Source organism: Pseudomonas sp. 3A(2025) (genome assembly GCF_054589175.1).
In genome coordinates, this window is sequence record NZ_BAAILM010000113.1 from 748,365 (window position 1) to 771,862 (window position 23,498).

Sequence of the window (23,498 nt, forward strand, 5' to 3'; positions counted from 1 at the left end):
TCAAACCTTGACGCCGCTCACGCTCACTTTCCACACCCTCTCTTCTTGTTGCCGGCACTCAATACTGACCGGCAAAAAGCGTTCGATCACGCTGATATTGCTTTGCAGGTGCTCGCTCACATGGGTCGTGGTAAAGCTGCCGGCGCCGGCCAGGGCCATGGGCAGCAGCAACTGGTCAGCCAGGTGTTCGGCCACTGCGGCCGTGCTGGCCAGCCAGGGCCGGGCGGCATCGGCCAGGTAATCGGCGACCCTTTCTGCGCGCAGGCCGGAGTGACCAAAGGCAATGAACAGCTCGCTCAGGTGCTCGCACACGACTTCCAGCATCAGCGCATTGCCGGGGCCGCATTCAGGGTCGAGCACCTGCCAGTGCAGCTCTTCAGGTTGCAGGTTCAGGCGCTTGGCGATACGGCTCAATTCGCGCTCGGCCACATGCCCCGGTACGCCGGCGAGCACGGCAGTCGCCCGGCGGCTCAATCGCGCGCCGCGCTCGCACAGGTGCAGAGGTTGCAAGGCAGAAGGCTCGACAAGCGCGAGCAGCTCACCGCCGCCGGCGGGCACGAAACCATGGCGCAGCAGTTGCAGCTCGACCCTGGCGCCCATGCGTTGCAGCGGCGGCAGGAACACCCGCTGCAGAAAGTCCGCCGGCGGCGCCAGCGGGTTATGGGTGCCGCCGCTGACGCTGACGCGACTGGGCTCAGGGGCATGCAACAAGGACGGCAGCAGAGTTTGCAGCACCAGGCTGCAACTGCCGGCGGTGCCGATGCTGAAGCGGTAATCGCCGCCGCGAATCGGACCCGGTTTAAAGCTGATGCATTGCGAATGCATCTGTGCGCCTTCGACCGTCGCGCCGCACAGTTCAGCGGCGGCCAGCACGCAGGTCAGGTGCTGACGCAGCAGGCCAGGCCGGCTGCGGCTTGCACGGATGTTGGTGATTTGCAGCGCCTGGCCGGTCACCATCGACAGGCTCAGGGCGCTACGCAACACCTGCCCGCCGCCGATGCTGCCGTCCAGTTCAATGACGTCCATTTTCATTTTTTTCACATCGAATGTTTTTTGTATTGGCACCACGCGGTGCCCTGTCAGGAATACTGCGCCACGGTGTCGCGCAGGTACTGGTTGAGCAGCGCGCTGTCTTCACAGGTGCGCGGCAAGCTCGGCACTTCGCGATCTAGCTCAGCGTTGATGAACGCATGCAGCAGCGGTCGACGTGGGCCGTAAGTGGCTTCGTCGGCGTTGCGTTTCAGCGCCAGCAGTTCATCGATTTCTGCCAGCAACGGCGGGTCATCCAGCGTGGCCAGCAACGCGTCAAAGGTCATCGGCGGCCGGCCCCGGCCCTGGTCGATCCAGCGCACCGCCAGCAAGGGCCGTAGCACATAGAAGTATTTCTTGAAGCGCACGCTTTCATCTTGCAGGTAGCCGCGAAAATTCTTGCGCGCCATCGACAGGTAATGATTACGCGCTGCCGGCGGGCTGTAGAACGCCTCGGCCAGTTCACGCAGGCCTGCCGTGGCGGCCGCCTCCTGGTGATACACCAGCGGTGAGTCCAGCCACTCCAGCAGCGTCGGGTTGGACTTGCGCAACAACCCCAGGGTCTTGCGCAATTCCCAGCCACTGACGTCCAGTTCGTCGTCCAGAGGCCGCTCGATCACGTCGCGCGGGGTGTCGACCTGCACGAACCACTCGGGCTTTTCGACGTAGACGAAACGCACGTCATAGTCGCTGTCGGTCGAGGCAAAGCCCCAGGCACGGCTGCCCGACTCACAGGCATACAGCACCGTGACGTTGTGCTCGCGCTCTATGCGTTGTAATTCTTGCAGCACCCGCTCGCGCATGGCGCTGCTGAGCGGGTGAGCCTCTGTGCGTTCCATTGTCCTTCTCCTTCTTCAACCTTTCACACACACCACCTGACGCAGGGTATGCAGCACTTCCACCAGTTCGCGCTGGGCATCCATGACTTGATCGATGTCCTTGTAGGCCATCGGAATCTCATCTATGACATCAGCATCCTTGCGGCATTCGACATGCGCGGTCGCACGAATCTGGTCTTCGACGGTGAACAGCTTCTTGGCCTTGGTGCGGCTCATGGTGCGTCCGGCGCCATGGCTGCACGAGCTGAACGCCTCTTCGTTACCCAGGCCGCGAACGATAAAACTCTTGGCGCCCATGGAGCCTGGAATGATGCCCAGTTCGCCCTTCTTCGCCGACACCGCGCCTTTGCGGGTGATCAGCACGTCCTCACCGAAGTGCCGCTCTTTCTGCACATAGTTGTGGTGGCAGTTCACCGCCTCCAGCGCCACCTCGAACGGCTTGCTGATGATCTGCCGGGCGGCCTGAACCACCGCCCGCATCATCAGTTCACGGTTCTGGCGGGCAAAATCCTGCGCCCAGCCAACGGCTTCCACGTAGTCATCGAAGTGCTGGCTGCCCTCTTCGAAGTACGCCAGATCGCGGTCCGGCAGGTTGGCGATGTGCTGACGCATATCGTCCTGGGCCAGGTGGATGAACAGGTTGCCGATGGCATTGCCCACCCCGCGCGAACCGCTGTGCAACATGAACCAGACCCGGTTGGCTTCATCCAGGCAGACTTCGACGAAGTGGTTACCGCCGCCCAGGGTTCCCAGGTGTTTGCGGTTGTTGGTGTTGCTCAGTTTCGGGTACTTGTCGGTGATGCGTTTGAAGCGTGTCGACAAGGCGCCCCAGGCGTCATCGGCCTGCTGCGGGACGTCTTCCCATGAACCTTTATCGCGACCGCCACGGGTCACGGTGCGCCCGTGCGGTACGGCCTTTTCGATCGCGCTGCGCAGCCCGCTGAGGTTGTCCGGCAGGTCGCTGGCGGTCAGCGACGTACGCGCCGCGATCATGCCGCAACCGATGTCGACCCCCACCGCTGCCGGGATAATTGCACCCACGGTGGGGATCACGCTGCCGATGGTCGAGCCTTTACCCAAGTGCACATCGGGCATCACCGCCAGGTGCTTGAAGATGAACGGCATCTTTGCGGTGTTCATCAACTGCTCGCGCGCTTCGCTTTCGACCGGAACGCCCTGGGTCCACATCTTGATGGGTTTACCGTTGGCGACTTCCAGCAATTGCCAGGTTTTCTCTTGCATGATTTCACTTCTTTTTTCTGGCCGATCACTCGGCATTTATTCCATATCCCTGGGCGACAATCGTCGGTGAAACAGTGCATTGTGCTCTACCGCTGAGCTACAGCCTGACGGCTGACGGGACTCGAACCCGCGACATCAATAGTCTGTAGTTCCACCTGCATTCGCCGGGGCAAACTCGCTAATAGGTGGCACGACAAGGTTCGGTGACTGGTAAGGACATTAGATGTACAGCCACCTGCATTCGTGCCTTTCACAGCCGCTGACAAGAATTGACGAGACGTCTTGGAATGTAGTCCCGTCGGCATTCAGCGCCGGTGAATCAAAACTCTAAAGCCTCAATGGCCTGTACCCAGTGGCCAGCGCCGTAGCGCCCGCTGATGAACTGCTCGATCACATCGAACACTGCATCGCTGAAGCCGCCGACGTTGAGGATGTCCTCGCGGTCTGCCGCCTGGGTGGTCGCGCCGGGTTGCATGTCGATGCACACCAACCGTGCCTGCGGGTTACGCCGCTTGATCCGCTCCCACTGCAACATGGTCTCGGTGGCACCATAGCGCCGTGCGTCGATCCATGATTCGTTGTCCGACACCAGTATCACCGTGTCGACCTTGTCGCCGGCATCGGCCAGCCGCGCCAGTGGCGCCGAGCAGTTGGTGCCGCCACCACCGATGGCGGCCAGCTTCTGCGCATTGCTCATCACGCTGTCGCGAGGGTTGAGCTTTATGTCCACGACACTGCGCTCAAACGGCATCACCCGTGCCTCGGGCTGCTTGCGCAACACCGCAGCGGCCACCAATGCCGCCACATCGATGCAGCGCACCGTCGTGGTCGCACCTTCGCGGTAACCGGTCACCGGGTTGTGCATCGAGCCGGACACATCCGGGCAAACCACTACTACACCCGGCAACACCGGCACATTGCTCAGCGACAACTCCAGCGCATCCTGCAAGGCGTTACGCACGCTTTGCGGCACCGCTTCACCGGCCATTCGGTACGCCGCCAGCAACTGGTACGGGTACACCCGCGCCTTGGCGACTGCCGCAGGATCTGCCAATCGTGTGGCCACAAACGGCGTGAAGCCCGGCACCTGAAACACGCCATTGCGCGCCAGGGTATTAAGGTTCATACGCAGCGCCTGCCAGCCCATGTTGCCCGCCAGCCGCGCCCATTGCTCGGCATCCAGTGTCTCGTTACTCAGCAACTGAAACGGCACCGCCGGTATGGCTGTACTCGCCCCACTGCGAAACGCCAGCAGCTCGCGGGTCAACTCAGGCAGCGCCTCAACATCCACCGGCTTGCCGATCAGCCAGGCGAAGAACGCTTCGCGCCAGGTTTCGACCGGCTTGGGGTGAACCATCTTCACCACATCCGCCAGCGACGGCTGGTTACCCACCGAAGCCTGCAACAACTGGTACTCGGTGGCGCTGTTCAACCACTCTTGCACCAGACGCTTGGGCTGCGAACCCAGAGACTTACGCCCGGTCACACCACTGCGCAGGATCTGCACAAAGGTGCGCAGCATCTTGCCGCTGTCGATCACCTGACCGAACAGAGCCGGCACCAGTGCCGAACGCTGCGCCACCAGAGCGGCCAACAGCAGCGCCGGCATGTCTTTCATATGGCCCTTGCGACGGGCATACAGAGCGGCCTTGGCCACGTAACGGCTGTCCAGTTCACCGACCAGTCGCAGTGCGCTGTCGAGCTGCGTCTGGGCAGAGGCGTAAAACGTCTGGTTCAGGCAGCCGGTGACTGCCAGTTGCGCCAGCTGATGCCGGGCACTGTAGGCATAGGCCGGGGCCTTGGCCGCATTGTGCGTGTCGCTGTCGGGCAGTGTTGCCGGGTGACTGTTGAACAGTTTGACGTTGGCCATCTTGGCATCTCGCTCTGTTTATCCTGTGTTGCCAGAGATATTGCAGCCGACGTGCCAGATTTGTTTTTCACGACAAATAAATTTTTAACTTATTGATTTAAAAGCATTTTACTTTTTGCCTGGATTTTATGACCTGCTCGGCGAGACAAGGGCACTCTTAAAAACCTATCCTTTGTTATCAGAATTTATCTTCAGGTATCAGCATGTCAGCCAAGCAAACCGTTGCCATAGGTTTTGTCGGCGCCACCCTCGACCGGGTCGGCAAGGGCGCCGCGCGCTGGAGTCACTGGCGACCTAGCATCAGCCTGTGCCAGCAGCCGGATGTGCTGATTCATCGCCTGGAGTTGATTCACAGCGTGGATGCCCGTGACGTCAGCCTGGCCCAGCGGGTGTCCGACGACATTCGCCAGGTGTCGCCGGAAACCGAAGTGCGCCTGCACCCCATGCTGCTGAAAAACCCCTGGGACTTTCAGGAGGTGTACGGCGCGTTGCACGACTTCGCGACCGCCTACGCCTTCGACACCGAGCGCGAGGACTATCTGGTACACATCACCACCGGCACTCACGTGGCGCAGATTTGCTGGTTTCTGCTGACCGAGGCGCGCTACCTGCCGGCGCGGCTGATCCAGACCTCGCCGGCCCGCCGCCTGGGCGATGAGCAACTGGCCGTCGGCAAGCACAGCATCATCGACCTCGACCTGTCGTGCTACGACCACATCGCCTCGCGCTTTGCCGACAAGCGCCTGCAAGGTCTGGCGTTTCTCAAGTCCGGCATTGCCACGCGCAACGCCGCGTTCAACCGCTCCATCGAACAGATCGAGCGCGTCGCCGTACGCTCCACCGCGCCGATGCTGCTGATCGGCCCGACCGGCGCGGGCAAGTCGTTTCTGGCACGGCGTATCTATGAACTCAAGCGCAGCCGGCATCAGGTGCAGGGCCGTTTCGTCGAGGTGAACTGTGCGACCCTGCGTGGCGACGGCGCCATGTCGGCGCTGTTCGGCCATATCAAGGGCGCCTTCACCGGCGCACAGAACGCGCGCGATGGCCTGCTGCGCGCCGCCGACGGCGGCATGCTGTTTCTCGACGAAATCGGCGAACTGGGCGCCGACGAACAGGCGATGCTGCTCAAGGCCATCGAAGAAAAACGCTTCTTCCCGATGGGCGCAGACAAGGAAGTCGAAAGCGACTTTCTGATCATCGCCGGCACCCACCGCGACCTGCGCGAGCGCGTCGCCCAAGGCTTGTTTCGTGAAGACCTTTATGCGCGGATCAACCTGTGGACCTTCAGCCTGCCGGGCCTCAATGGCCGCCGCGAAGACATCGAACCGAACATCGATTTCGAGCTGGAACGCCACGCCCGCGAACAAGGCCGCCTGGTGCGCTTCAACCTTGAAGCACGGCGCCGCTACCTGGATTTCGCCTGCGCCAGCGAAGCCGCCTGGTTGGGTAACTTCCGCGAACTGTCGGCCTCGATCACACGCATGGCCACGCTGGCCGATAGCGGGCGCATCGATGAAGATCAGGTCGAAGAAGAAATACAGCGCCTGCGCTATGCCTGGGGGCTGAGCCAAGAGCAGGACGACCTGCAACCGCTGCTTGAAGAGGGACTGGAACTGGACCTGTTTGACCGCCTGCAACTGGCGGCGGTGATCGACGTGTGCCGTCAGGCCGACAGCCTGTCCGATGCCGGGCGCAAACTGTTCGGGGTTTCGCGTCAGGGTAAAGCCAACCCCAATGACGCGGATCGGCTGCGCAAATACCTGACGCGGTTCGGGGTGGACTGGAAGAAGATTCGAGGGTGATTCGTTTGGCGGGCGTATAGGTAGATGATGGCCTTCGCGGCTAAGGCCGCTCTCATCAAAAATAAAATAACTTATTGATTTTATTTAATTTAAAAAGCACCACTTGTAGGAGGCAGCGGGCGGCGATCCGTCTCTGCTGGCGATTGAGCGCGAAGCGCTCACAGAAATTTCTGAAACGCTGACATTTTACGACTGCTAGCGCAGCCGATCGCGAGCAGAGCTCCCTCCTACAGGTCCCATGTTTGCTGCGCGACAGCGCGGCGCCAAGGCGGCGGGTAATCTCCTACGGCCCTATGTTTACTGGGCTATCTGAAGGTTATCCAGCGGCACCCAACCTGCGGCGCCATCCAATGGTCGATGGCACCACACCCAACCATTGAGCTGCCGGTCACCCACCAGATGATCGCCTGCATCTACATCCAGTTCCTGGGCACTGTAGTCCTCCAGCGCTTGTACATTTTTCTCATCCAGCCAGTGAATCAGTTGCTTGGGCACCCATCCTCCTGTTTGCGCAGTGTCGACGCAGTAGTACCAGTCTTCCCAACCCTCGGGGCCTTGGTATTTTTCGCCGGCGACCAGCCTGTCGCCCCGCCTGAAACTGAGCGGCTCGCCTGTTTCGCAGCGATGGGATTTGATGACCCGGTAATTCATGACTGCATTCCTTGCGTTGATTTAAAGCGCCCAAAGCACTGTAATAGATTCGGCCAACCCAAACCCCACTGGAGCCTCACATGGCCCCCACTCTCGACATCCGCCGTTACCGAGGCGATCACCCTCGGCACCAGCACGCCTTTACACAACTGGTGTTGCCCATCAGCGGGCGCATGGAAATCGATGTGGAAGGCCGCGGCGCTCGCCTCGATGCCGGCACGGCTGCGCTGGTTGCACCCGGTGCGGCGCATGCGCAGCTGGCGGAGCCCGGCAGTCGTTTTCTGGTCCTCGATTGCCCGTCGACCTGGCTGCAGGAACAGGCGCTGCACAGTCTGGCGCAGCGCATTTATGTGCCGATCTCACCGGCCACTCGCCGCCTGATCGAGTTCGCCGAACTGGTCGGCCAGGAAGCTTTGGCCAATAGCGCAGGCCAACTCGCACCCTTGCTGCTGTCGTCGATATCCAGTGGTCCGGTGGCAGCACCCAACGGTATACAGCCGTTGCTGACGCAATTGCAGGCCAACCCTGCAGCAGTCTGGAGCAACGAAGCCATGGCACGGATTGCCGGCATGAGCCTGAGCCAGTTGCACCTGCGCTTTCGGCAGTTGTTCGATGAAACCCCGCAAGCCTGGCTGGCCAGAGTGCGCATGCACAAAGCGCAGCAGTGGCTGGCAGACAGCCGTTTGCCGATAGCCGAAATCGCCTTGCGCAGCGGCTTCTCCGATCAAGCGGCGCTGACCCGCGCCATGAGCCGCCTGTGCGGCACCACACCGGCGGCTTATCGCAAGAGCCTGGGTAAAAAAACCGGGACTTTCGAACAATAAAACCGATCGCCGACCGCTCAGACTCACCGCTTTGGATTTGCACAGCGGTGATGTGATGTTGGCTAATCGGGTACTTCTCAAGGGCATTGCTTTCGGGGTTGGCGCCGGCCTGTGCTGGGGCGTGATTTTTCTTGGCCCCAAGCTCACGCCGGGGCTTTCGGGCGCGCAGTTCGCGGTGTTGCGCTTTCTTTGCTATGGGCTGATTTCGGCGATAGTGCTGGCGCCACGCTGGCGAACGGCATGCGCCAATCTGCGTCGCGAAGACTGGGTCTCGCTGTTCTGGCTCAGCCTGATCGGCAACCTGCTGTATTACTCGCTGGTCGGCAGCGGCGTGCAACTGGCCGGCGTCGCCACCACGTCGTTAATCGTCGGACTGATTCCGGTACTGGTGGCGCTGGCCGGGCGCAAGGATGCCAATGCCGTCTCAATGCTACGACTTGCACCGTCCCTGTGCTGTGCCACCGCCGGTGCCGTGCTGATCAGCCTGCATGCGTTGCAAACCGGCAGCCACAGCGAACAATCGGCAAATATTGGTTGGGGCCTGCTGTGCGCAGTCGGGGCCTTGATCAGCTGGAGCTGGTTCGCGGTCAGCAATGCCCGCCGCTTGAGCGTCATGACCGGCGTCTCGGCCAGCGACTGGGCGCTGCTGGCCGGCGTCATGACCGGTGCGCAGTCGCTGGTGCTGGCCGTACCGTTGCTGGGGCCGGCACTGAGTACTCATGACAGCCACACCTGGCTGCAATTTCTGCTGGTCGCCGGTGGCGTGGCGCTGCTGGCCTCGGTGATTGGCGGCGCCCTGTGGAATCAGGCCAGCCGCCTGCTGCCGCTGGCGCTCAGCGGGCAAGTGCTGGTGATCGAAACGCTTGCTGCGCTGCTGCTGGGCTTTGTCTGGGAAGGCCGCTGGCCCGAGGCTGTCGAGTGGATGGCTATCGGACTGCTGGTGATCGGCGTGGTGTGGTGCCTGCATTGTCATCAGCAACGCCCGCCAGAAACTTAGTTTTTGCAGGCATTGCTCAATGAGGCAATACACGGCGACACGAACAAGTTGCCGCGATAGGCGCCCGCCAGGGTTTTGGCCGCGACGATTACCCACATGACAGCCAGCATCACCACCAGCACCACACCGACGACATTAAAGAACACGAGGTGCAGCATGGCGCCCAACTTGAGGGTAGTCACGGCGTAGACCCCAAGCGGGAACGTGAATCCCCACCAGCCGAGGTTGAATGGGATACCTGCCCTGAAGTAACGCACAGTGATCAGCAGCGCGAGTACCATCCACCACAACCCCAGCCCCCAGAACAGCACACCGGCGATCAGGCCAATACCCTCGGCAACGGCACCGATGCTGGCCATTGCATGAGCGGCGAAAATCGCAGGGGCATCATTACCCAGCACTAACATTCCCAAAGCGCCGGTGCCAATCGGCCCCAACGACAGCCAGCTTGATGCCGCCATGCTTTCATGAGGCAGCTTGTGCAGTGCCATGCGCAACAACAGGATCACCAGGATGCTCAAGGCGACGGGCACCGAATATGCCCACAGCACGTAGCTGGTAATGAGCAGGGTAAACTGTGCAGTCGCATCCGCCAGATGCGGCGCGAGCAGCCCACCACTGACAGCAGCGACTTCGGCTGCAACGACGGGCAACAGCCATACGGCCGTCATCTGATCGATGCTGTGCTGTTGGCGAGTAAACATCATGAAGGGGATCAGCACCCCGCATGCCAGCGCCATGGCAACGTCAATCCACCACAGCACTTCAGCGACAATAATAACCGTGTCGCCCCACCGCGGCAGGCCATACAGGAGAAGGCCGTTGATGATAGTTGCCAGTCCCATGGGGATGGTGCCGAAAAACATCGACACGGTGGAGTGGCCGAAGATCTGTTTTGCCTCATCAAAGAACAGCACCCAACGGCTCGCATACATAAGCGAAAACAGGCAAAACAGCGCGATATTGAAAAACCACAAAGCTTCACCCAGCGCTTTGGGCCATTGCGCAGAAAACGGTAACTGACCCAACGCCAGCGCCAAAATACCGGTGCCCATCGTGGCCGCAAACCAGTTGGGGGTGAATTGCCGGATCGCTTCCCGTGGATTGGACAAGGCTGCCAATGGATAGCGCCCTCCCATGATCGCTGCGAGTCGTGTCTCACTCATTCTTTGCGCTCCCGACTTGGTATTCACTCGATGTATATGCAGAGAGTTTAGTGGGCCTGGCATAGCGACAAAAACGGATAATATAGGTCTTCCTTACCTATAAATAAGGTAGATATTTTGAAGCTCAGCCTGCGTCAACTGCAAATTTTCTGCGCTATCGCGCAGCATGGCAGCACCACGAGCGCGGCCGTTGCGGTTTCACTGTCGCAATCGGCCACCAGCGCGGCATTGAATGAACTGGAAAACGCATTGGATACCCGCCTGTTCGACCGCGCAGGCAAACGATTAGTGCTGAACGACAACGGCCTGACATTACTGCCTCAGGCCAGGAGGATGCTGGAAAATGCACAACAGATAGAAACCAGTTTCCTTGCCGGTAATACCGAGCTGAAAACACGTTTGCGGGTAGGGTGCAGTACAACCATCGGCAACTATGTTCTACCGTTGATCCTGGGAGAATTACACCCATCGGCACCGCAGTTGCGCGTCGATGTCGACATGGCCAACAGCATGACAATCGCCAGAAAGGTCGCTGACTTCGAGATCGATCTCGGGCTGATCGAAGGACCGTGCCACCTGCCGGAACTGATTGCCGAGCCTTGGCTTGTAGACGAGTTGCTCATTGTTGCAGGCCACCAGCATGCTTTGGCACAACAGCAGTCGGTCACGCTTGATGACCTTCATGGCGCGCACTGGCTGCTGCGCGAGCCAGGCTCTGGCACCCGTGAAGAAGTGCAGCAGTTGCTCCTGCGTCACTTGCACGACCTTGCGCAGATCAGCCAGATCGGTAGCTCTGAGGCCATCAAACATACTCTCGCACAAGGCATCGGGATCAGTTGCCTGTCTCGATGGGTTGTCGGCGACCTGCTGGCGTCAAAAGACCTGGTTGAACTGCCACACACCTTGCCTGTTCTGACGCGACGTTTCTTTCTGATCCGGCACCGCGACAAATTCATCTCTCCTGCACTCGAGCGATTCCGGGAAAGTTGCAGCCTGTTCGAAAGCCGTCGTTTGACTCAGCCGGGAAGACTGCAGAGATAGGTGATGAGGTGGCCGACAAAAAAGCCAGGGGCATTTTTTCTACGCAACGGCAAGAGAACTGTCTGCTGATCGTCTACTGTTGAGTTTCTTGCTGTGTCGAATAGCGAGTGAGCCTTCTAACAATTTTAAAAAAACAAAGGAAATACGTATGTTTAAAAAAATGCTCCTCACCGCTGCTGTTGCCGCCTGCTGCCTGTCGGGCATGGCGTTTGCCGACGCGCCAGCCAAAGTAGCCGAAACAGACAAGGGCAAAGTGCTCGTCGACAGCAAGGGAATGACCCTTTACACCTTCACTAAAGATACCTCGGGCAAGTCAGTCTGCAACGGGCCCTGCGCTGCAAACTGGCCGCCCCTGTCTGCCACGGCGGACGCCAAGGCGGATCATGACTATTCCGTCATCACCCGAGATGACGGCGCCAGGCAATGGGCCTACAAAGGAATGCCGCTTTATGGCTGGGCTAAAGACACCAAGCCAGGCGACACCACCGGTGACGGCGTCAATCAGGTTTGGCAGGTGGCCAAGCCGTAACGCCAAGCCATTGAATCGGCGCCTCATACACACCTGAAAAAACTGGCTAGTCTCAGTTCAAAGCCCTGTGCCATCAACCGCACAGGTATGGACCCCCTTGTTGTTTCAGGCAGTGAATAAGGACGTTCGAATGAACAGGCTCGTGTCGATATTGCTGGTGGCAAGCCTTGCGCTGGGCGGTTGTGCGGCGCGTCTGACATCCAGCGGGACGCCGCCCCCGGCAATCAGCGCCGCAGCCAAAGCCAATCTGGTGGTGACCTTTATGGGCACCCAACGGGTTGAAGCCAATACAGACTGGTACCTGGTCAAAGGCACCTGGTCGCAAGCACTGGCCAGCGATGCAGCCGCAGCCGGCTATCGCACGACGTTTCTGGCCGGCACGCCGCAGACGCAAGTACGCGACGGGCTGATGGTGGTGATCCGGGTCGAAAACTTTCGCTACCTGACCGGCGCTGCCCGGGCGGCGGGCAGCTTTGCCATCGGCAATGCCTGGGTCAATGCGCAGGTCGACTATCAGGACCTGCGCACCGGCCGGTTGCTCGGCTCACGCCAGTACGACACGAAATCGAAGGGCTGGCAGATGTGGTTCTCGGCCATGACCGACAAGCAGCTCAAGGCCATTGCCCGGCAGATGGTGAAGGACATTGCCCAAGCCAGATAGCCTTCTTTCTACAAGGCCGCCTGAAAGATGCCCTCGATCTGCTGTTGATCCGCCGGGCGCGGATTGGTCAGGCCGCAGGCGTCTTTCAGGGCATTGGCAGCCAGGGCCGGAATATCAACTTCCTTGACACCCAGCTGGGTCAAGCCCGCTGGAATATCGACACTGGCCGCCAACCGGCTGATCGCCTCGATGGCCGCCTGAGCGCCGGCTTCGGGGTCCAGGCCGCGAATATTGGCACCCATGGCATGGGCGACGTCGGTCAGCCGGGCCGCGCTGACGCTGGCATTGAAGCGCTGCACATGGGGCAGCAAGACGGCGTTGCAGACGCCATGTGGCAGGTCGTAAAAGCCGCCCAACTGGTGCGCCATGGCGTGCACATAACCCAAGGACGCGTTGTTGAACGCCATGCCGGCCAGAAACTGCGCGTAGGCCATGCTTTCCCGGGCTTGCAGGTCATCGCCATGCTCGACGGCGCGTTGCAGGTTGCCGGCGATCAGGCTGATGGCCTTGAGCGCGCAGGCATCGGTGATCGGTGTGGCGGCGGTGGATACATAGGCTTCGATGGCATGGGTCAAGGCATCCATGCCGGTGGCGGCGGTCAGCGAGCGCGGCATGCCGGCCATCATTTGCGGGTCGTTGACCGACAGAATCGGCGTGACATTGCGGTCGATGATCGCCATTTTCACGTGCCGTGCAGGATCAGTGATGATGCAGAAGCGGGTCATCTCGCTGGCGGTGCCGGCCGTGGTGTTGATGGCGATCAGCGGCAGTTGCGGGTTCTGCGAGCGGTCAACGCCTTCATAGTCACTGATGTGCCCGCCGTTGCTGGCGCACAGGGCAATCCCTTTGGCGCAGTCATGCGGTGAACCGCCGCCGAGTGAAATGACGAAGTCGCACTGCTGCTCTTTTAACCGGGCCAGGCCCTGCTCGACGTTATCAATGGTCGGGTTGGGCCGGGCGCCGTCGAAGATGACCGAATCGATGCCCTGCTCGACCAGCAAGCCTGCCACCCGACTGGCCACGCCGGCCTTGGCAAGCCCGGCATCGGTGACGATCAGGGCCTTGAGAAAGCCGTATTTACGGATGGCCTGCATGGCTTCGTCGAGGCAACCGCTGCCGATCATATTGACTGCAGGAATGAAAAATGTGCTGCTCATGGCGGATTCTCCTGTTAGCAAGCCCCAGCATCGACCTGGCAGCGGCCAACGATATTGACCCAGCGCAACGAAACCAGCTCTGCATCGACATAACCCGACCAACTGTACGGCTCAATCGCTGCCTATCTGTGAAGGAAAAAACCGGCGGTCTATGGCTAGATGCCTGCCTGGCTACCCACTACAGAAAACTGGCGTCACTTATGTCCTCTCGTGAAAATACCGGCATGGCTCTGGGCCTGCTGGGCGTGATTATCTTCAGCCTGACCTTGCCGATGACGCGCATCGTGGTTCAGGAAATCCATCCACTGCTCAACGGCATGGGCCGCGCCCTGCTGGCGGCGATTCCGGCGGCGCTGTTATTGCTGTGGCGCCGCGAAAAATGGCCGACTCGCGCACAACTCAAGGGCCTGGCGCTGGTGGTGCTGGGCGTGATCGTCGGTTTTCCGGTGCTGTCGGCCTGGGCCATGCAGAGCTTGCCGGCGTCGCATGGCGCGCTGGTCAACGGTATTCAGCCACTGTTCGTGGCGATTTATGCCGCCTGGCTGTCTCACGAGCGCCCATCACGAGCCTTCTGGGGCTGCGCGGCATTGGGCAGCGCGCTGGTGCTCGGTTATGCGCTAATCAACGGCGCGGGCAGTATTCAGGTGGGCGACCTATGGATGCTCGGCGCCATCGCGGTCGGGGCGCTCGGGTATGCCGAAGGTGGCCGGTTGGCCAAAGAGATGGGCGGCTGGCAGGTGATCTGCTGGGCACTGGTGCTGTCTTTCCCGCTGCTGCTGGGGCCGGTGGCCTGGCTGGCCAGCCAGCATCAAGGGGCGATTTCGTCACAGGCCTGGTGGGCATTCGGCTATGTAACGCTGTTTTCGCAGTTCCTGGGCTTCTTTGCCTGGTACTCGGGGCTGGCGATGGGCGGCATCTCGCGGGTCAGCCAGATCCAGTTGTTGCAGATTTTCTTCACCATCGCCCTGTCGGCACTGCTGTTCGGTGAACGCGTCGAGCCGATCACCTGGATCTTTGCCGTTGCGGTGATCGGCACGGTGATTCTGGGGCGCAAGACCACCGTGGTTGCGCCCAAGCCTGCGATCAGTTAATCAGGCCGTCAGCACGCAGCAGGGTTTCGAGGCACTGTTCGCTGATGGCGTAGAACGCCTTCAGCTCGGCAATACGTGCCAGCAGACGCGCAGGATCCACGGGTTCTGCGCGCTTCACCGCCAGGATCATCTTGTTCTTGTTGGTATGCTCCAGTGAAATAAACTCGAATACTTTGGTCTCGTAGCCGCACACCTCAAGCAACAGGGCGCGCAAGCTGTCGGTGACCATTTCGGCCTGCTGCCCCATGTGCAGGCCGTATTGCAGCATCGGCTGCAACAGGCCAGGGCTCTGGATCTGCTGGCGAATCTGTTTGTGGCAGCACGGCGAGCACATGATGATTGCCGCACCCGAACGGATCCCGGTGTGGATCGCGTAATCGGTGGCGATATCGCAGGCATGCAGGGCGATCATCACGTCCAGCTCACTGGGCGCGACGCTGCGCACATCGCCGCAGCGAAACACCAGGCCTGGGTGTTCAAGCTGCGCGGCGGCGTTGTTGCACAAGGTCACCATGTCTTCGCGCAGCTCTACGCCAGTCACCTCGCCCAGGGCCTGCAAGGTGTTGCGCAGATAGTCGTGTATGGCGAAAGTCAGATAGCCCTTGCCCGAGCCGAAGTCGGCGACCCGGACCGGCTGTTCCAGGCTGAGCGGTGAACTGCTCAAGGCATGCGAAAACACTTCGATGAACTTGTTGATCTGCTTCCATTTGCGCGACATGGCCGGGATCAGCTCATGCTGGCGATTGGTCACGCCCAGGTCGACAAGAAACGGTCGGGTCAGCTCCAGATAGCGTTTTTTCTCGCGATCATGCCCGGCCGACGGCGCTTCACGCGATTGCTGCGCCGTGTGCCGGGACAGGTTGGCCTTGCCCTTTTTGCTGAACTCCAGTTGCGCTTCATCGCTGAGCGTCAGCAGGTGCGCATTGCGAAACGAGCCCGGTAACAGTTCGCCAATCAGCGCCTGCGCCTCGCGCAGCGCATGGTTTTTGGTGATGTCGCGGGTCTTGTAGCGGTAGACGAACGACAGGCAGGCCTGGTCCTTGATCGTCACCGGGGTGATGATGATGCGCTGCAGATCGGCCTCAACCCCCACATGGCGGGCCAGCACCAGTTTGACCAGGGCGTTCTGCGTCAGGCAGTCGTCCAGCAAACTGAGGAAACGGGCACGCGGCTCGGTAGCGGATGAAGGAATAGAAGCAGTGGCAGACATCGAAAACGCCTCGGGCGGCTGGGCAGATCAGGAAGCCGGGCATTTTAACGGCAGCGCCGCCAGAAGTCCGCTTTGTCTGCCTGCCAAATGAGTCGCTAGCCCAGGACTACCAGACGATTGGTCAATTCGTTGCGGCTGCGGGTCACCGGAATATGGTCGGCCAGCAGCTCGCCGCAGGCATGAATGCAGCCCAGAAACCCTTGCAGGTTCTGACCGTTGCGCAGTTGCTGGGTAAAGATATCGACCATGGCTTTGAAGGTCTCATCGTGCAAACGACTGGAAATGCCCTGATCGACCAGAATCTCGACGTAACGCTCGGCTGCACTGACGAAAATCAGAATGCCGTTGCTGCCGGGGGTGGTGTGCAGGTTCTGTTCAAGAAAATGCCGGCGCGCCAGATTACCGGCCCGCCAGCGACGTACCGACGACGGCACCAACTGACTGGTGACGCGGGTGATACGGCACAGCGACGCGACCAGCACGAACGTCGCCAGTTGAGTCAGCAGCAATTGATTGGCGCTCAAGCCGTCGGTGACATAACTGACGATGCCAGGTAGCAGCAAGCCCATGACGCCCGCCCAGACCAGTGGTACGTAGGCGTAGTCATCGGAGCGTGCGGTCAATACGGTGACCAGGTCGGCATCGGTACGGCGTTCGACGCGGCTGATCGCTTCGGCGACCAGCCGCTGTTCGTCTTCACTGAGTAAAGCCATGGGTGCCTCGTGTCCAATTCTTGTTTTACCAGTTGCCGGAAGCACCGCCACCGCCAAAGCCCTTGCCGCTGTCACGAATGAGGCGGCAGCCCGAAGGGTCGAGCTTGGTCCCGCCGCAGCCGACCTTGCTGCGCAGGCGCCGGCCCAGGTTGGTCATCGCCAGCACCGCCATGAACAACGCCACACAGGCCAGCAACAGCAGCAGCAACGACCACACAATGCTGCCCGACTGCCCGACATAGGTGCTGTCGGGGAAGGGATCGGGGTCGTCCGGTACATGCCCGCCCAGGACGGCGACCATGGCCTGGGCACCGCGCTCGATGCCCGTGGCGAAATTACCCTCACGAAACTCCGGGGTGATCAGCATATTGATGATCATCGAAGCCTGGGCCTCGTTGAGGCGGTTTTTCAACCCGGTGCCGATCTCGATGCGCACCTTGCGGTTATCACGGGCAACGATCAGCAGTGCGCCATTATCAGGCCCTTTGCGGCCCACATCCCAGGCCTTGCCCAGCCGCACGCTGTAATCCTCGATGGTTGTGCCTTGCAGGTCGACCAGCGTCACCACCACGATCTGCTCGCCGGTGGCCTGTTCGTGCTCGCCGAGCATGTTCGACAGGCGCACAGTCGTGGGGTTGTCGAGCATCTGGGCGGCATCGACCACGCTGCCGGTCATGGGTGGAAACAATAAAGCAGGCTCATCGGCCCGTGCCATCGTGCTGCCCAGGCACAGCAATAGCCAGGACAGCATCATGTGTAGAGCAACCTTCAAATCTTCACCTGCCAGACCTTGCCAATCCGTAACCGGTAGAGAGTAACCCATTGGCCATCGGGCCTTCCATGCTGCGGGTACTGGGTGTCACTGCAACGCTGTGCATGCATCCGGGAGTGTCTCCTGTCGTATTTTTGCAGCGCCTGCAAATCGCTGCCTTAGCCAAATCGCAAGTTCCCCGGCATAATCCGGCGCCAATGTCGGAGTATCGGTTAAAACGCGCTGCATCTGAGCGATATGATGCAACAAAACGTCCAGCGACTACCCTGTGCTCTGTCCTGACAATACCGCCAAAGGTTCAAACCCTAAAATATGGTGGCCGGCATTTAACGCAAGTTGCTGGCAAACGCCTTGAGAAATCACTCATGAACAAGTTGTGCTTAACAGGTTTTCTGGTCGTTATGGCCAGCCACTCGGCGCTGGCCGCAACGCCAGCCAGTACGCAGCAAACGCCACTGCAAGCCAAGAATGCCTTCATCGCCAACCTGATGAAACAAATGACCCTCGATGAAAAGATCGGCCAGTTGCGCCTGATCAGCATCAGCAGGGAAATGCCACAGCCCATGATTCTCAAGGAAATTGCCGCCGGTCGGATTGGCAGTACCTTCAACTCCATTACACGCTCGGAAAACCGCCCTCTGCAAGAGGCCGCAGTCGCCAAAAGCCGTCTGAAAATTCCGATGTTCTTTGCCTATGACGTGGTCCACGGCCACCGTACGATTTTCCCGATCAGCCTGGGCATGGCCGCCAGCTGGGACATCGACGCGATTGCCCTGAGCGGCCGCATCTCAGCCAAAGAGGCCGCCGCCGACGGCATCGACATGACCTTCGCGCCGATGGTCGACATCTCCCGCGACCCGCGCTGGGGCCGTAGCTCCGAGGGTTTCGGTGAAGACACGTACCTGGTGTCGCGCATTTCCGAGACCATGGTCCGCGCCTTCCAGGGCAACAGCCCCGCCGAACAGGCGAGCATCATGGCCGCCGTCAAGCATTTCGCCCTGTATGGCGCGGTCGAAGGCGGTCGCGACTACAACACCGTCGACATGAGCCCGACGCGCATGCATCAGGATTACCTGCCGCCCTATCGCGCCGGTATCGATGCCGGCGCAGGCGGTGTGATGGTCGCGCTGAACTCGATCAATGGTGTGCCTTCGACCTCCAATACCTGGCTGATGCAGGATTTGCTGCGCAAGGAATGGGGCTTCAAGGGCGTCACCATCAGCGACCACGGCGCCATCGGCGAACTGATCCAGCACGGTGTGGCCAAGGACGAGCGCGAAGCGGCCAAGCTGTCGATCAAGGCCGGCGTCGACCTGAGCATGAACGATGTGGCTTACGGTAAATACCTGCCAGAGCTGGTCAAGGCCGGTGAAGTGTCGGTCAAGGAGATCGACAATGCAGTGCGCGAAGTGCTGGGTGCCAAATACGACATGGGCCTGTTCGCCGACCCGTACAAGCGCATCGGCGTGGCCAGCGAGGACCCGGCCGATACCTATTCCGACGACCGCCTGCACCGTGCCGAAGCGCGTGATGTAGCGCGCAAGACGCTGGTCCTGCTGAAAAACCAGAACGATACCCTGCCGCTGCACAAGCAAGGCACCATCGCCGTCATCGGCGGCCTGGCGCAAAGCAAGCTGGACATGCTCGGCAGCTGGTCGGCCGCCGGACGCCCCAATCAGTCGGTGACGATTTATGAAGGCCTGACCCAGGCCGTCGGCGACAAGGCGAAGCTGGTTTACGCCCGCGGCGCCAACGTCAGCGACAAAGACAACGTGCTGACCTACCTGAACTTCATCGAAAAAGAAGTCGACGTAGACCCGCGTCCGGCTCAGGAAATGATCGACGAAGCGGTCCAGGTCGCCCAACAGGCTGACGTGATCGTGGCCGTGGTCGGCGAATCGCGCGGCATGTCGCACGAATCGGCGAGCCGCAGCAGCCTGGACATCCCCGGCAAGCAACGCGACCTGATCAAGGCCCTGAAAGCCACCGGCAAGCCGCTGGTGCTGGTACTGATGAACGGCCGCCCACTGACGCTGGGCGATGAGCTGGAACAGGCCGACGCCGTGCTGGAAACCTGGTTTGCGGGCACCGAAGGCGGCAATGCCGTGGCCGATGTGCTGTTCGGCGACTACAACCCGTCGGGCAAGCTGCCGATGACGTTCCCGCGCTCGATCGGCCAGCTGCCGAGCTACTATGCACACCTGAACACCGGCCGCCCTTATACCCCGGGCAAGCCAGGCAACTACACCTCGCAGTACTTCGAGGAAACCAACGGCCCGCTGTTCCCGTTCGGTTACGGCCTGAGCTACACCCGCTTCGATGTGTCGGACATCAGCCTGTCTGACGACAAACTGACCCGCCAGGGCAAGCTGACCGCCAGTGTCACCGTGAAGAACACCGGCAAGGTTGCCGGCGCCACCGTGGTGCAGTTGTACCTGCGCGATGTTGCCGCCTCGATCAGCCGCCCGGTCAAGGAGCTCAAGGGTTTCGAGAAAGTCAGCCTGGAGCCCGGTCAGGAGAAGGTCGTGACCTTTACCCTGAGCGAGAACGACCTGAAATTCTTCAACCCGGCGCTCAAGTACGCCGCTGAAGCCGGCGAGTTCAAAGTGATGATCGGCCTGGACTCGGCTGACGTAAAAGAAGCCCGTTTCAATCTGTTGTAAAGCGGTTGGCGGCGCCGGGGCAGGCACTGTGTGCGCCCCGGCGCCAGTATTCAGACTGCCGGCAGCCCTTCAATGACCCTTACACAACGCACCCTGCGGTTGTTTGTCTATGTTCTGGTCATTGTCACCGGTGCAGCGATTTGCGCCGGGCTGGCCATGCGTCAGGCGCAACAGCATGTGCTGAGCGAAGACGCCAGGCGCGCCAGCGACCGGCTCGCCTTGTATGCCAATACCCTGCACACCCTGATCGAACGTTATCGTGCCCTGCCGGCGGTTCTGGCGCTGGACACAGAGATTCGCGATGCGGTGCGCGGTCCGTTGAGCGAGCAGGCTCAGGCTTCGCTCAATCGCAAACTCGAAAGCATCAACGGTGCGGCGCACTCCTCGACCCTGGAACTGATGGACCGCCATGGCCTGGCGGTGGGCGCCAGCAACTGGCGCAGTGCCAAGAGCTATGTTGGCAACAACTATGGCTTTCGCCCCTATTTTCTGCAAACCCGCGCCAAGGGCACGGGGCGTTTTTATGCGGTAGGCGTGACCACCGGCATCCCCGGCTATTTCTTGTCCAGTGCGGTACTTGATAACAACGGCGAGTTCATGGGGGCCATGGTCGTCAAGCTGGAGTTTCCGACCCTTGAAAGGGAATGGGCGCAGGACGAAGACCTGCTGATGGTCAGCGATGCCAAGGGCATCGTATTTCTCGCCAATCGCCCGGACTGGCGCTACCGCGAACTTAAATCGATTTCCGTCGAAGATCGCGCCGAACTGCTGAGCACCCGTCAATACGACAAAAAGCCCCTCTCGCCGCTGCGCAGCCGGGTGTTGCAAAGCTTTGGCCCCAACAGCCATCTGAGCCGCGTCGAAGCCCCCGAAGGCAGTGCCGATTACCTGTGGCAATCACGGGCGATGGTCGACGAAAACTGGACCCTGCACCTGCTGCGCAAACCGGAGTCTGCCAACGAAGACATCCGCAACGCCGGCCTGGCCGCCGCCGGTATCTGGCTGGCGCTGGTGTTCCTCGCCCTGTTTCTGTCACAACGCTTGCGCATCGCACGCTTGCGCGAACACAGCCGCAATGAGCTTGAACGCCTGGTCCAGGCGCGCACCCGCGACCTGCGCACCGCACAGGAAGGACTGGTGCAATCGACCAAGCTGGCCGCTTTAGGGCAAATGTCAGCCGCGCTGGCGCATGAAATCAACCAGCCGTTGACCGCCCAGCGCATGCAACTGGCAACGCTGCGCCTGTTGCTCGATCAGGGGCGAATAGAAGATGCAAGCAAGGCGCTGACCTTGCTAGACCAGCAATTGACCCGCATGGCGGCATTGACCGGCCACCTGAAAACCTTTGCCCGCAAGAGTCCCGACGGGCTGCGCGAGCGCCTGGACCTGGCCACGGTGGTCGATCAGGCGCTGTTGTTGCTCGACACCCGGCTGCGTGAAGAGCAGATCGAATGCGTGCTGCATCTGGCGCGGCCGGCCTGGGTGCGTGGTGATGCCATTCGTCTGGAGCAGGTGTTGATCAATCTGTTGCGCAACGCCCTGGACGCCATGCGCGATCAGCCGCGCAAGCGCCTTGAGGTGCGCATCGACGCACAGGATGAACAGTGGCAACTGAGTGTGATCGACACGGGCAGCGGCATTGCCGACGAGCATTTGCCGTGCATCTTCGACCCGTTTTTCACTACCAAGCCGGTGGGCGACGGGCTGGGCCTGGGACTGGCGGTGTCCTATGCGATCATCCAGGATCTGGGCGGGCAACTGCATGCGCATAATCACGCCGACGGTGCGGTGTTCAGCTTTAGCCTGACCAATGATTTTCTGGAGTCCGAAACATGACCTTGAATTCGGTCATCGTGGTCGATGACGAGGCCGCCATTCGTCAGGCCATCGAACCCTGGCTGACCCTCTCAGGCTTTGACGTGCAACTGCACAGCCGCGCCGAAGAATGCCTGGCGCAGTTGCCCGAGCATTTTCCCGGCGTGATCATCAGCGATGTGCGCATGCCCGGCATGGGCGGCCTGGCATTGTTGGCGCAGGTGCAGGCGCGCGACAAGGATTTGCCGGTGATTCTGCTGACCGGGCATGGCGACGTGCCGATGGCGGTCGAAGCCATGCGCGAAGGCGCGTACGACTTTCTGGAGAAACCCTTCAGCCCGCAAGCGCTGCTCGACACCCTGCGCCGTGCCCTGGAAAAACGTCAGCTGATACTGGAAAACCGTCGTCTGCATGAACAGGCCGATGCGCGCACCCGGCTGGAGGCGACGTTGCTGGGGGTTTCGCTCAGCCTGCAAACCCTGCGCCGCCAGGTGCTGGAGTTGGCAGACATGCCGGTCAATGTGTTGATTCGCGGCGAAACCGGCAGCGGCAAAGAGCTGGTTGCACGCTGCCTGCATGACTTCGGTCCACGCGCCGACAAGCCGTTCGTGGCCCTGAACTGCGCCGCGATTCCCGAGCAATTGTTCGAGGCTGAACTGTTCGGCCATGAAAGCGGTGCGTTTACCGGCGCCCAAGGCAAGCGCATCGGCCGGCTGGAATACGCCGACGGCGGCACGGTGTTTCTCGACGAAATAGAAAGCATGCCGCTGGCCCAGCAGGCCAAGCTGCTGCGTGTGCTGCAGGACCGGCAACTGCAACGCCTGGGCTCCAATCACAGCATCAAGGTCGATGTGCGCATCATCGCCGCCACCAAACCCGACCTGCTCGACGAGGCCCGTGCCGGGCGCTTTCGCGAAGACCTGGCGTATCGGCTGAACGTTGCCGAGCTGCGCCTGCCGGCGTTGCGTGAGCGCCGCGAGGACATCGCCTTGCTGTTCAAGCACTTCACGCAGACGGCCGCCGAACGCCTGGGCCGCCCGGCACCGATACCCAGCGGTGCGCAATTGGGTCAGTTGCTCAGCCATGACTGGCCAGGCAATGTGCGTGAACTGGCCAATGCGGCCGAACGCGAAGTGTTAGGCCTCAGCCAGGCAACCCGTGAACCTGCGGGGCAATCGCTGGCCGATCAACAGGAAGCGTTCGAAGCCCAGTGCCTGCGTGCCGCGCTGACCCGGCACAAGGGCGATATCAAGGCGGTACTGATTGAATTGCAGCTGCCGCGCCGAACCCTGAACGAGAAAATGCAGCGCCATGGCCTGGTACGTGAAAGCTTCCTGAACTGAGGCTGGCCCTCCGGTCACCGGCACTCGCCAGACGCAAAGCATAGTGACATTATGCGCCCGCAAAATGTGCGCTTCATGGAACC

The 23,498-nt window shown here is 60.8% G+C and carries 20 protein-coding genes; 10 read left to right on the forward strand and 10 right to left on the reverse strand.

Annotation, left to right across the window (positions count from 1 at the left end):
- The 4 genes from rtcA to ACYP2A_RS30095 form a co-directional block, all read right to left on the reverse strand.
- Positions 1-1,032 (reverse strand): RNA 3'-terminal phosphate cyclase, encoded by a 1,032-nt coding sequence (rtcA, locus tag ACYP2A_RS30080; protein ID WP_459749560.1) that lies wholly within the window; start codon positions 1,030-1,032, stop codon positions 1-3.
- A 47-nt stretch (positions 1,033-1,079) separates the two neighbouring features.
- Entirely contained in the window at positions 1,080-1,868 is a 789-nt protein-coding gene (locus ACYP2A_RS30085) for a nucleotidyltransferase domain-containing protein (RefSeq protein ID WP_459749561.1), read from the reverse strand.
- A 15-nt stretch (positions 1,869-1,883) separates the two neighbouring features.
- Positions 1,884-3,110, reverse strand: a complete 1,227-nt coding sequence (locus tag ACYP2A_RS30090; RefSeq protein ID WP_459749562.1) for an RtcB family protein — start codon at positions 3,108-3,110, stop codon at positions 1,884-1,886.
- 319 nt (positions 3,111-3,429) lie between these two features.
- Positions 3,430-4,980 (reverse strand): RNA-binding protein, encoded by a 1,551-nt coding sequence (locus ACYP2A_RS30095; protein ID WP_459749563.1) that lies wholly within the window; start codon positions 4,978-4,980, stop codon positions 3,430-3,432.
- Between the two features lie 203 nt (positions 4,981-5,183).
- On the opposite strand from ACYP2A_RS30095, the gene rtcR reads away from it, so the two are divergent.
- A complete protein-coding gene (gene rtcR, locus ACYP2A_RS30100) occupies positions 5,184-6,782 on the forward strand; it encodes an RNA repair transcriptional activator RtcR (RefSeq protein WP_459749564.1) in 1,599 nt (532 codons plus the stop codon).
- A 297-nt stretch (positions 6,783-7,079) separates the two neighbouring features.
- Here the strand turns inward: rtcR and ACYP2A_RS30105 are convergent, their stop codons facing one another.
- The gene (locus tag ACYP2A_RS30105; protein ID WP_459749565.1) at positions 7,080-7,433 is read right to left on the reverse strand and encodes an SH3 domain-containing protein; all 354 of its coding nucleotides are present in this window, start codon (positions 7,431-7,433) and stop codon (positions 7,080-7,082) included.
- An 80-nt stretch (positions 7,434-7,513) separates the two neighbouring features.
- Here ACYP2A_RS30105 and ACYP2A_RS30110 point away from each other — a divergent pair, with 80 nt between their 5' ends.
- Together ACYP2A_RS30110 and ACYP2A_RS30115 are read left to right on the forward strand one after the other, a co-directional pair.
- Positions 7,514-8,257, forward strand: coding sequence for a helix-turn-helix transcriptional regulator (locus ACYP2A_RS30110; RefSeq protein ID WP_459749566.1), 744 nt, complete (start codon positions 7,514-7,516; stop codon positions 8,255-8,257).
- Positions 8,258-8,312: 55 nt separating this feature from the next.
- Positions 8,313-9,254: a DMT family transporter gene (locus ACYP2A_RS30115; protein ID WP_459749567.1), complete on the forward strand. Its 942-nt coding sequence runs from the start codon at positions 8,313-8,315 to the stop codon at positions 9,252-9,254.
- Here the strand turns inward: ACYP2A_RS30115 and ACYP2A_RS30120 are convergent.
- Positions 9,251-10,420, reverse strand: a complete 1,170-nt coding sequence (locus ACYP2A_RS30120; RefSeq protein ID WP_459749568.1) for a TDT family transporter — start codon at positions 10,418-10,420, stop codon at positions 9,251-9,253. The genes ACYP2A_RS30115 and ACYP2A_RS30120 overlap by 4 nt on opposite strands.
- 117 nt (positions 10,421-10,537) lie before the next feature.
- On the opposite strand from ACYP2A_RS30120, the gene ACYP2A_RS30125 reads away from it, so the two are divergent.
- The 3 genes from ACYP2A_RS30125 to ACYP2A_RS30135 all read left to right on the forward strand — a co-directional run bounded on the left by ACYP2A_RS30125 (position 10,538) and on the right by ACYP2A_RS30135 (position 12,651).
- Entirely contained in the window at positions 10,538-11,461 is a 924-nt protein-coding gene (locus ACYP2A_RS30125; RefSeq protein ID WP_459749569.1) for a LysR family transcriptional regulator, read from the forward strand.
- 148 nt (positions 11,462-11,609) lie between these two features.
- Positions 11,610-11,990: a COG4315 family predicted lipoprotein gene (locus ACYP2A_RS30130; protein ID WP_459749570.1), complete on the forward strand. Its 381-nt coding sequence runs from the start codon at positions 11,610-11,612 to the stop codon at positions 11,988-11,990.
- Between the two features lie 130 nt (positions 11,991-12,120).
- Positions 12,121-12,651 (forward strand): hypothetical protein, encoded by a 531-nt coding sequence (locus ACYP2A_RS30135; RefSeq protein WP_459749571.1) that lies wholly within the window; start codon positions 12,121-12,123, stop codon positions 12,649-12,651.
- A gap of 8 nt (positions 12,652-12,659) precedes the next feature.
- Here the strand turns inward: ACYP2A_RS30135 and yiaY are convergent, their stop codons facing one another.
- Positions 12,660-13,808 (reverse strand): L-threonine dehydrogenase, encoded by a 1,149-nt coding sequence (gene yiaY, locus ACYP2A_RS30140; protein ID WP_459749572.1) that lies wholly within the window; start codon positions 13,806-13,808, stop codon positions 12,660-12,662.
- A gap of 200 nt (positions 13,809-14,008) precedes the next feature.
- Here yiaY and ACYP2A_RS30145 point away from each other — a divergent pair, with 200 nt between their 5' ends.
- The gene (locus ACYP2A_RS30145) at positions 14,009-14,899 is read left to right on the forward strand and encodes a DMT family transporter (RefSeq protein WP_459749573.1); all 891 of its coding nucleotides are present in this window, start codon (positions 14,009-14,011) and stop codon (positions 14,897-14,899) included.
- Here the strand turns inward: ACYP2A_RS30145 and ACYP2A_RS30150 are convergent.
- From ACYP2A_RS30150 to ACYP2A_RS30160, 3 genes are all read right to left on the reverse strand, one after another.
- On the reverse strand, positions 14,892-16,109 hold the full coding sequence (locus ACYP2A_RS30150; protein WP_459749574.1) for a class I SAM-dependent methyltransferase: 1,218 nt from the start codon (positions 16,107-16,109) through the stop codon (positions 14,892-14,894). The two genes, ACYP2A_RS30145 and ACYP2A_RS30150, sit on opposite strands and share 8 nt — an antisense overlap.
- A 95-nt stretch (positions 16,110-16,204) precedes the next feature.
- Positions 16,205-16,822 (reverse strand): TPM domain-containing protein, encoded by a 618-nt coding sequence (locus ACYP2A_RS30155; protein WP_459749575.1) that lies wholly within the window; start codon positions 16,820-16,822, stop codon positions 16,205-16,207.
- A gap of 25 nt (positions 16,823-16,847) precedes the next feature.
- Positions 16,848-17,573, reverse strand: a complete 726-nt coding sequence (locus ACYP2A_RS30160) for a TPM domain-containing protein (protein ID WP_459749844.1) — start codon at positions 17,571-17,573, stop codon at positions 16,848-16,850.
- Positions 17,574-17,959: 386 nt separating this feature from the next.
- On the opposite strand from ACYP2A_RS30160, the gene bglX reads away from it, so the two are divergent.
- The 3 genes from bglX (at position 17,960) to ACYP2A_RS30175 (ending at position 23,415) form a co-directional block, all read left to right on the forward strand.
- Positions 17,960-20,257, forward strand: a complete 2,298-nt coding sequence (gene bglX / locus ACYP2A_RS30165; protein WP_459749576.1) for a beta-glucosidase BglX — start codon at positions 17,960-17,962, stop codon at positions 20,255-20,257.
- 72 nt (positions 20,258-20,329) lie between these two features.
- Positions 20,330-22,093 carry a sensor histidine kinase gene (locus ACYP2A_RS30170; protein ID WP_459749577.1) on the forward strand — a complete coding sequence of 588 codons (1,764 nt, stop codon included), beginning with the start codon at positions 20,330-20,332 and terminating at the stop codon, positions 22,091-22,093.
- Positions 22,090-23,415: a sigma-54-dependent transcriptional regulator gene (locus ACYP2A_RS30175; protein ID WP_459749578.1), complete on the forward strand. Its 1,326-nt coding sequence runs from the start codon at positions 22,090-22,092 to the stop codon at positions 23,413-23,415. The genes ACYP2A_RS30170 and ACYP2A_RS30175 overlap by 4 nt, the downstream gene beginning before the upstream one ends.
- The last annotated feature ends 83 nt before the right edge of the window (positions 23,416-23,498 follow it).

What these genes read in the sequence shown, in the direction of transcription:
- ACYP2A_RS30120 (WP_459749568.1), bottom strand. Translation starts at nt 10,420, where the DNA reads ATGAGTGAGACACGACTCGCAGCGATCATGGGAGGGCGCTATCCATTG.
- ACYP2A_RS30090 (WP_459749562.1), bottom strand. Translation starts at nt 3,110, where the DNA reads ATGCAAGAGAAAACCTGGCAATTGCTGGAAGTCGCCAACGGTAAACCC.
- ACYP2A_RS30110 (WP_459749566.1), top strand. Translation starts at nt 7,514, where the DNA reads ATGGCCCCCACTCTCGACATCCGCCGTTACCGAGGCGATCACCCTCGG.
- ACYP2A_RS30130 (WP_459749570.1), top strand. Translation starts at nt 11,610, where the DNA reads ATGTTTAAAAAAATGCTCCTCACCGCTGCTGTTGCCGCCTGCTGCCTG.
- ACYP2A_RS30115 (WP_459749567.1), top strand. Translation starts at nt 8,313, where the DNA reads ATGTTGGCTAATCGGGTACTTCTCAAGGGCATTGCTTTCGGGGTTGGC.
- ACYP2A_RS30170 (WP_459749577.1), top strand. Translation starts at nt 20,330, where the DNA reads ATGACCCTTACACAACGCACCCTGCGGTTGTTTGTCTATGTTCTGGTC.
- ACYP2A_RS30085 (WP_459749561.1), bottom strand. Translation starts at nt 1,868, where the DNA reads ATGGAACGCACAGAGGCTCACCCGCTCAGCAGCGCCATGCGCGAGCGG.
- ACYP2A_RS30150 (WP_459749574.1), bottom strand. Translation starts at nt 16,109, where the DNA reads ATGTCTGCCACTGCTTCTATTCCTTCATCCGCTACCGAGCCGCGTGCC.
- rtcA (WP_459749560.1), bottom strand. Translation starts at nt 1,032, where the DNA reads ATGAAAATGGACGTCATTGAACTGGACGGCAGCATCGGCGGCGGGCAG.
- yiaY (WP_459749572.1), bottom strand. Translation starts at nt 13,808, where the DNA reads ATGAGCAGCACATTTTTCATTCCTGCAGTCAATATGATCGGCAGCGGT.
- ACYP2A_RS30105 (WP_459749565.1), bottom strand. Translation starts at nt 7,433, where the DNA reads ATGAATTACCGGGTCATCAAATCCCATCGCTGCGAAACAGGCGAGCCG.
- ACYP2A_RS30135 (WP_459749571.1), top strand. Translation starts at nt 12,121, where the DNA reads ATGAACAGGCTCGTGTCGATATTGCTGGTGGCAAGCCTTGCGCTGGGC.
- rtcR (WP_459749564.1), top strand. Translation starts at nt 5,184, where the DNA reads ATGTCAGCCAAGCAAACCGTTGCCATAGGTTTTGTCGGCGCCACCCTC.
- ACYP2A_RS30175 (WP_459749578.1), top strand. Translation starts at nt 22,090, where the DNA reads ATGACCTTGAATTCGGTCATCGTGGTCGATGACGAGGCCGCCATTCGT.
- ACYP2A_RS30095 (WP_459749563.1), bottom strand. Translation starts at nt 4,980, where the DNA reads ATGGCCAACGTCAAACTGTTCAACAGTCACCCGGCAACACTGCCCGAC.
- ACYP2A_RS30155 (WP_459749575.1), bottom strand. Translation starts at nt 16,822, where the DNA reads ATGGCTTTACTCAGTGAAGACGAACAGCGGCTGGTCGCCGAAGCGATC.
- ACYP2A_RS30160 (WP_459749844.1), bottom strand. Translation starts at nt 17,573, where the DNA reads ATGCTGTCCTGGCTATTGCTGTGCCTGGGCAGCACGATGGCACGGGCC.
- bglX (WP_459749576.1), top strand. Translation starts at nt 17,960, where the DNA reads ATGAACAAGTTGTGCTTAACAGGTTTTCTGGTCGTTATGGCCAGCCAC.
- ACYP2A_RS30145 (WP_459749573.1), top strand. Translation starts at nt 14,009, where the DNA reads ATGTCCTCTCGTGAAAATACCGGCATGGCTCTGGGCCTGCTGGGCGTG.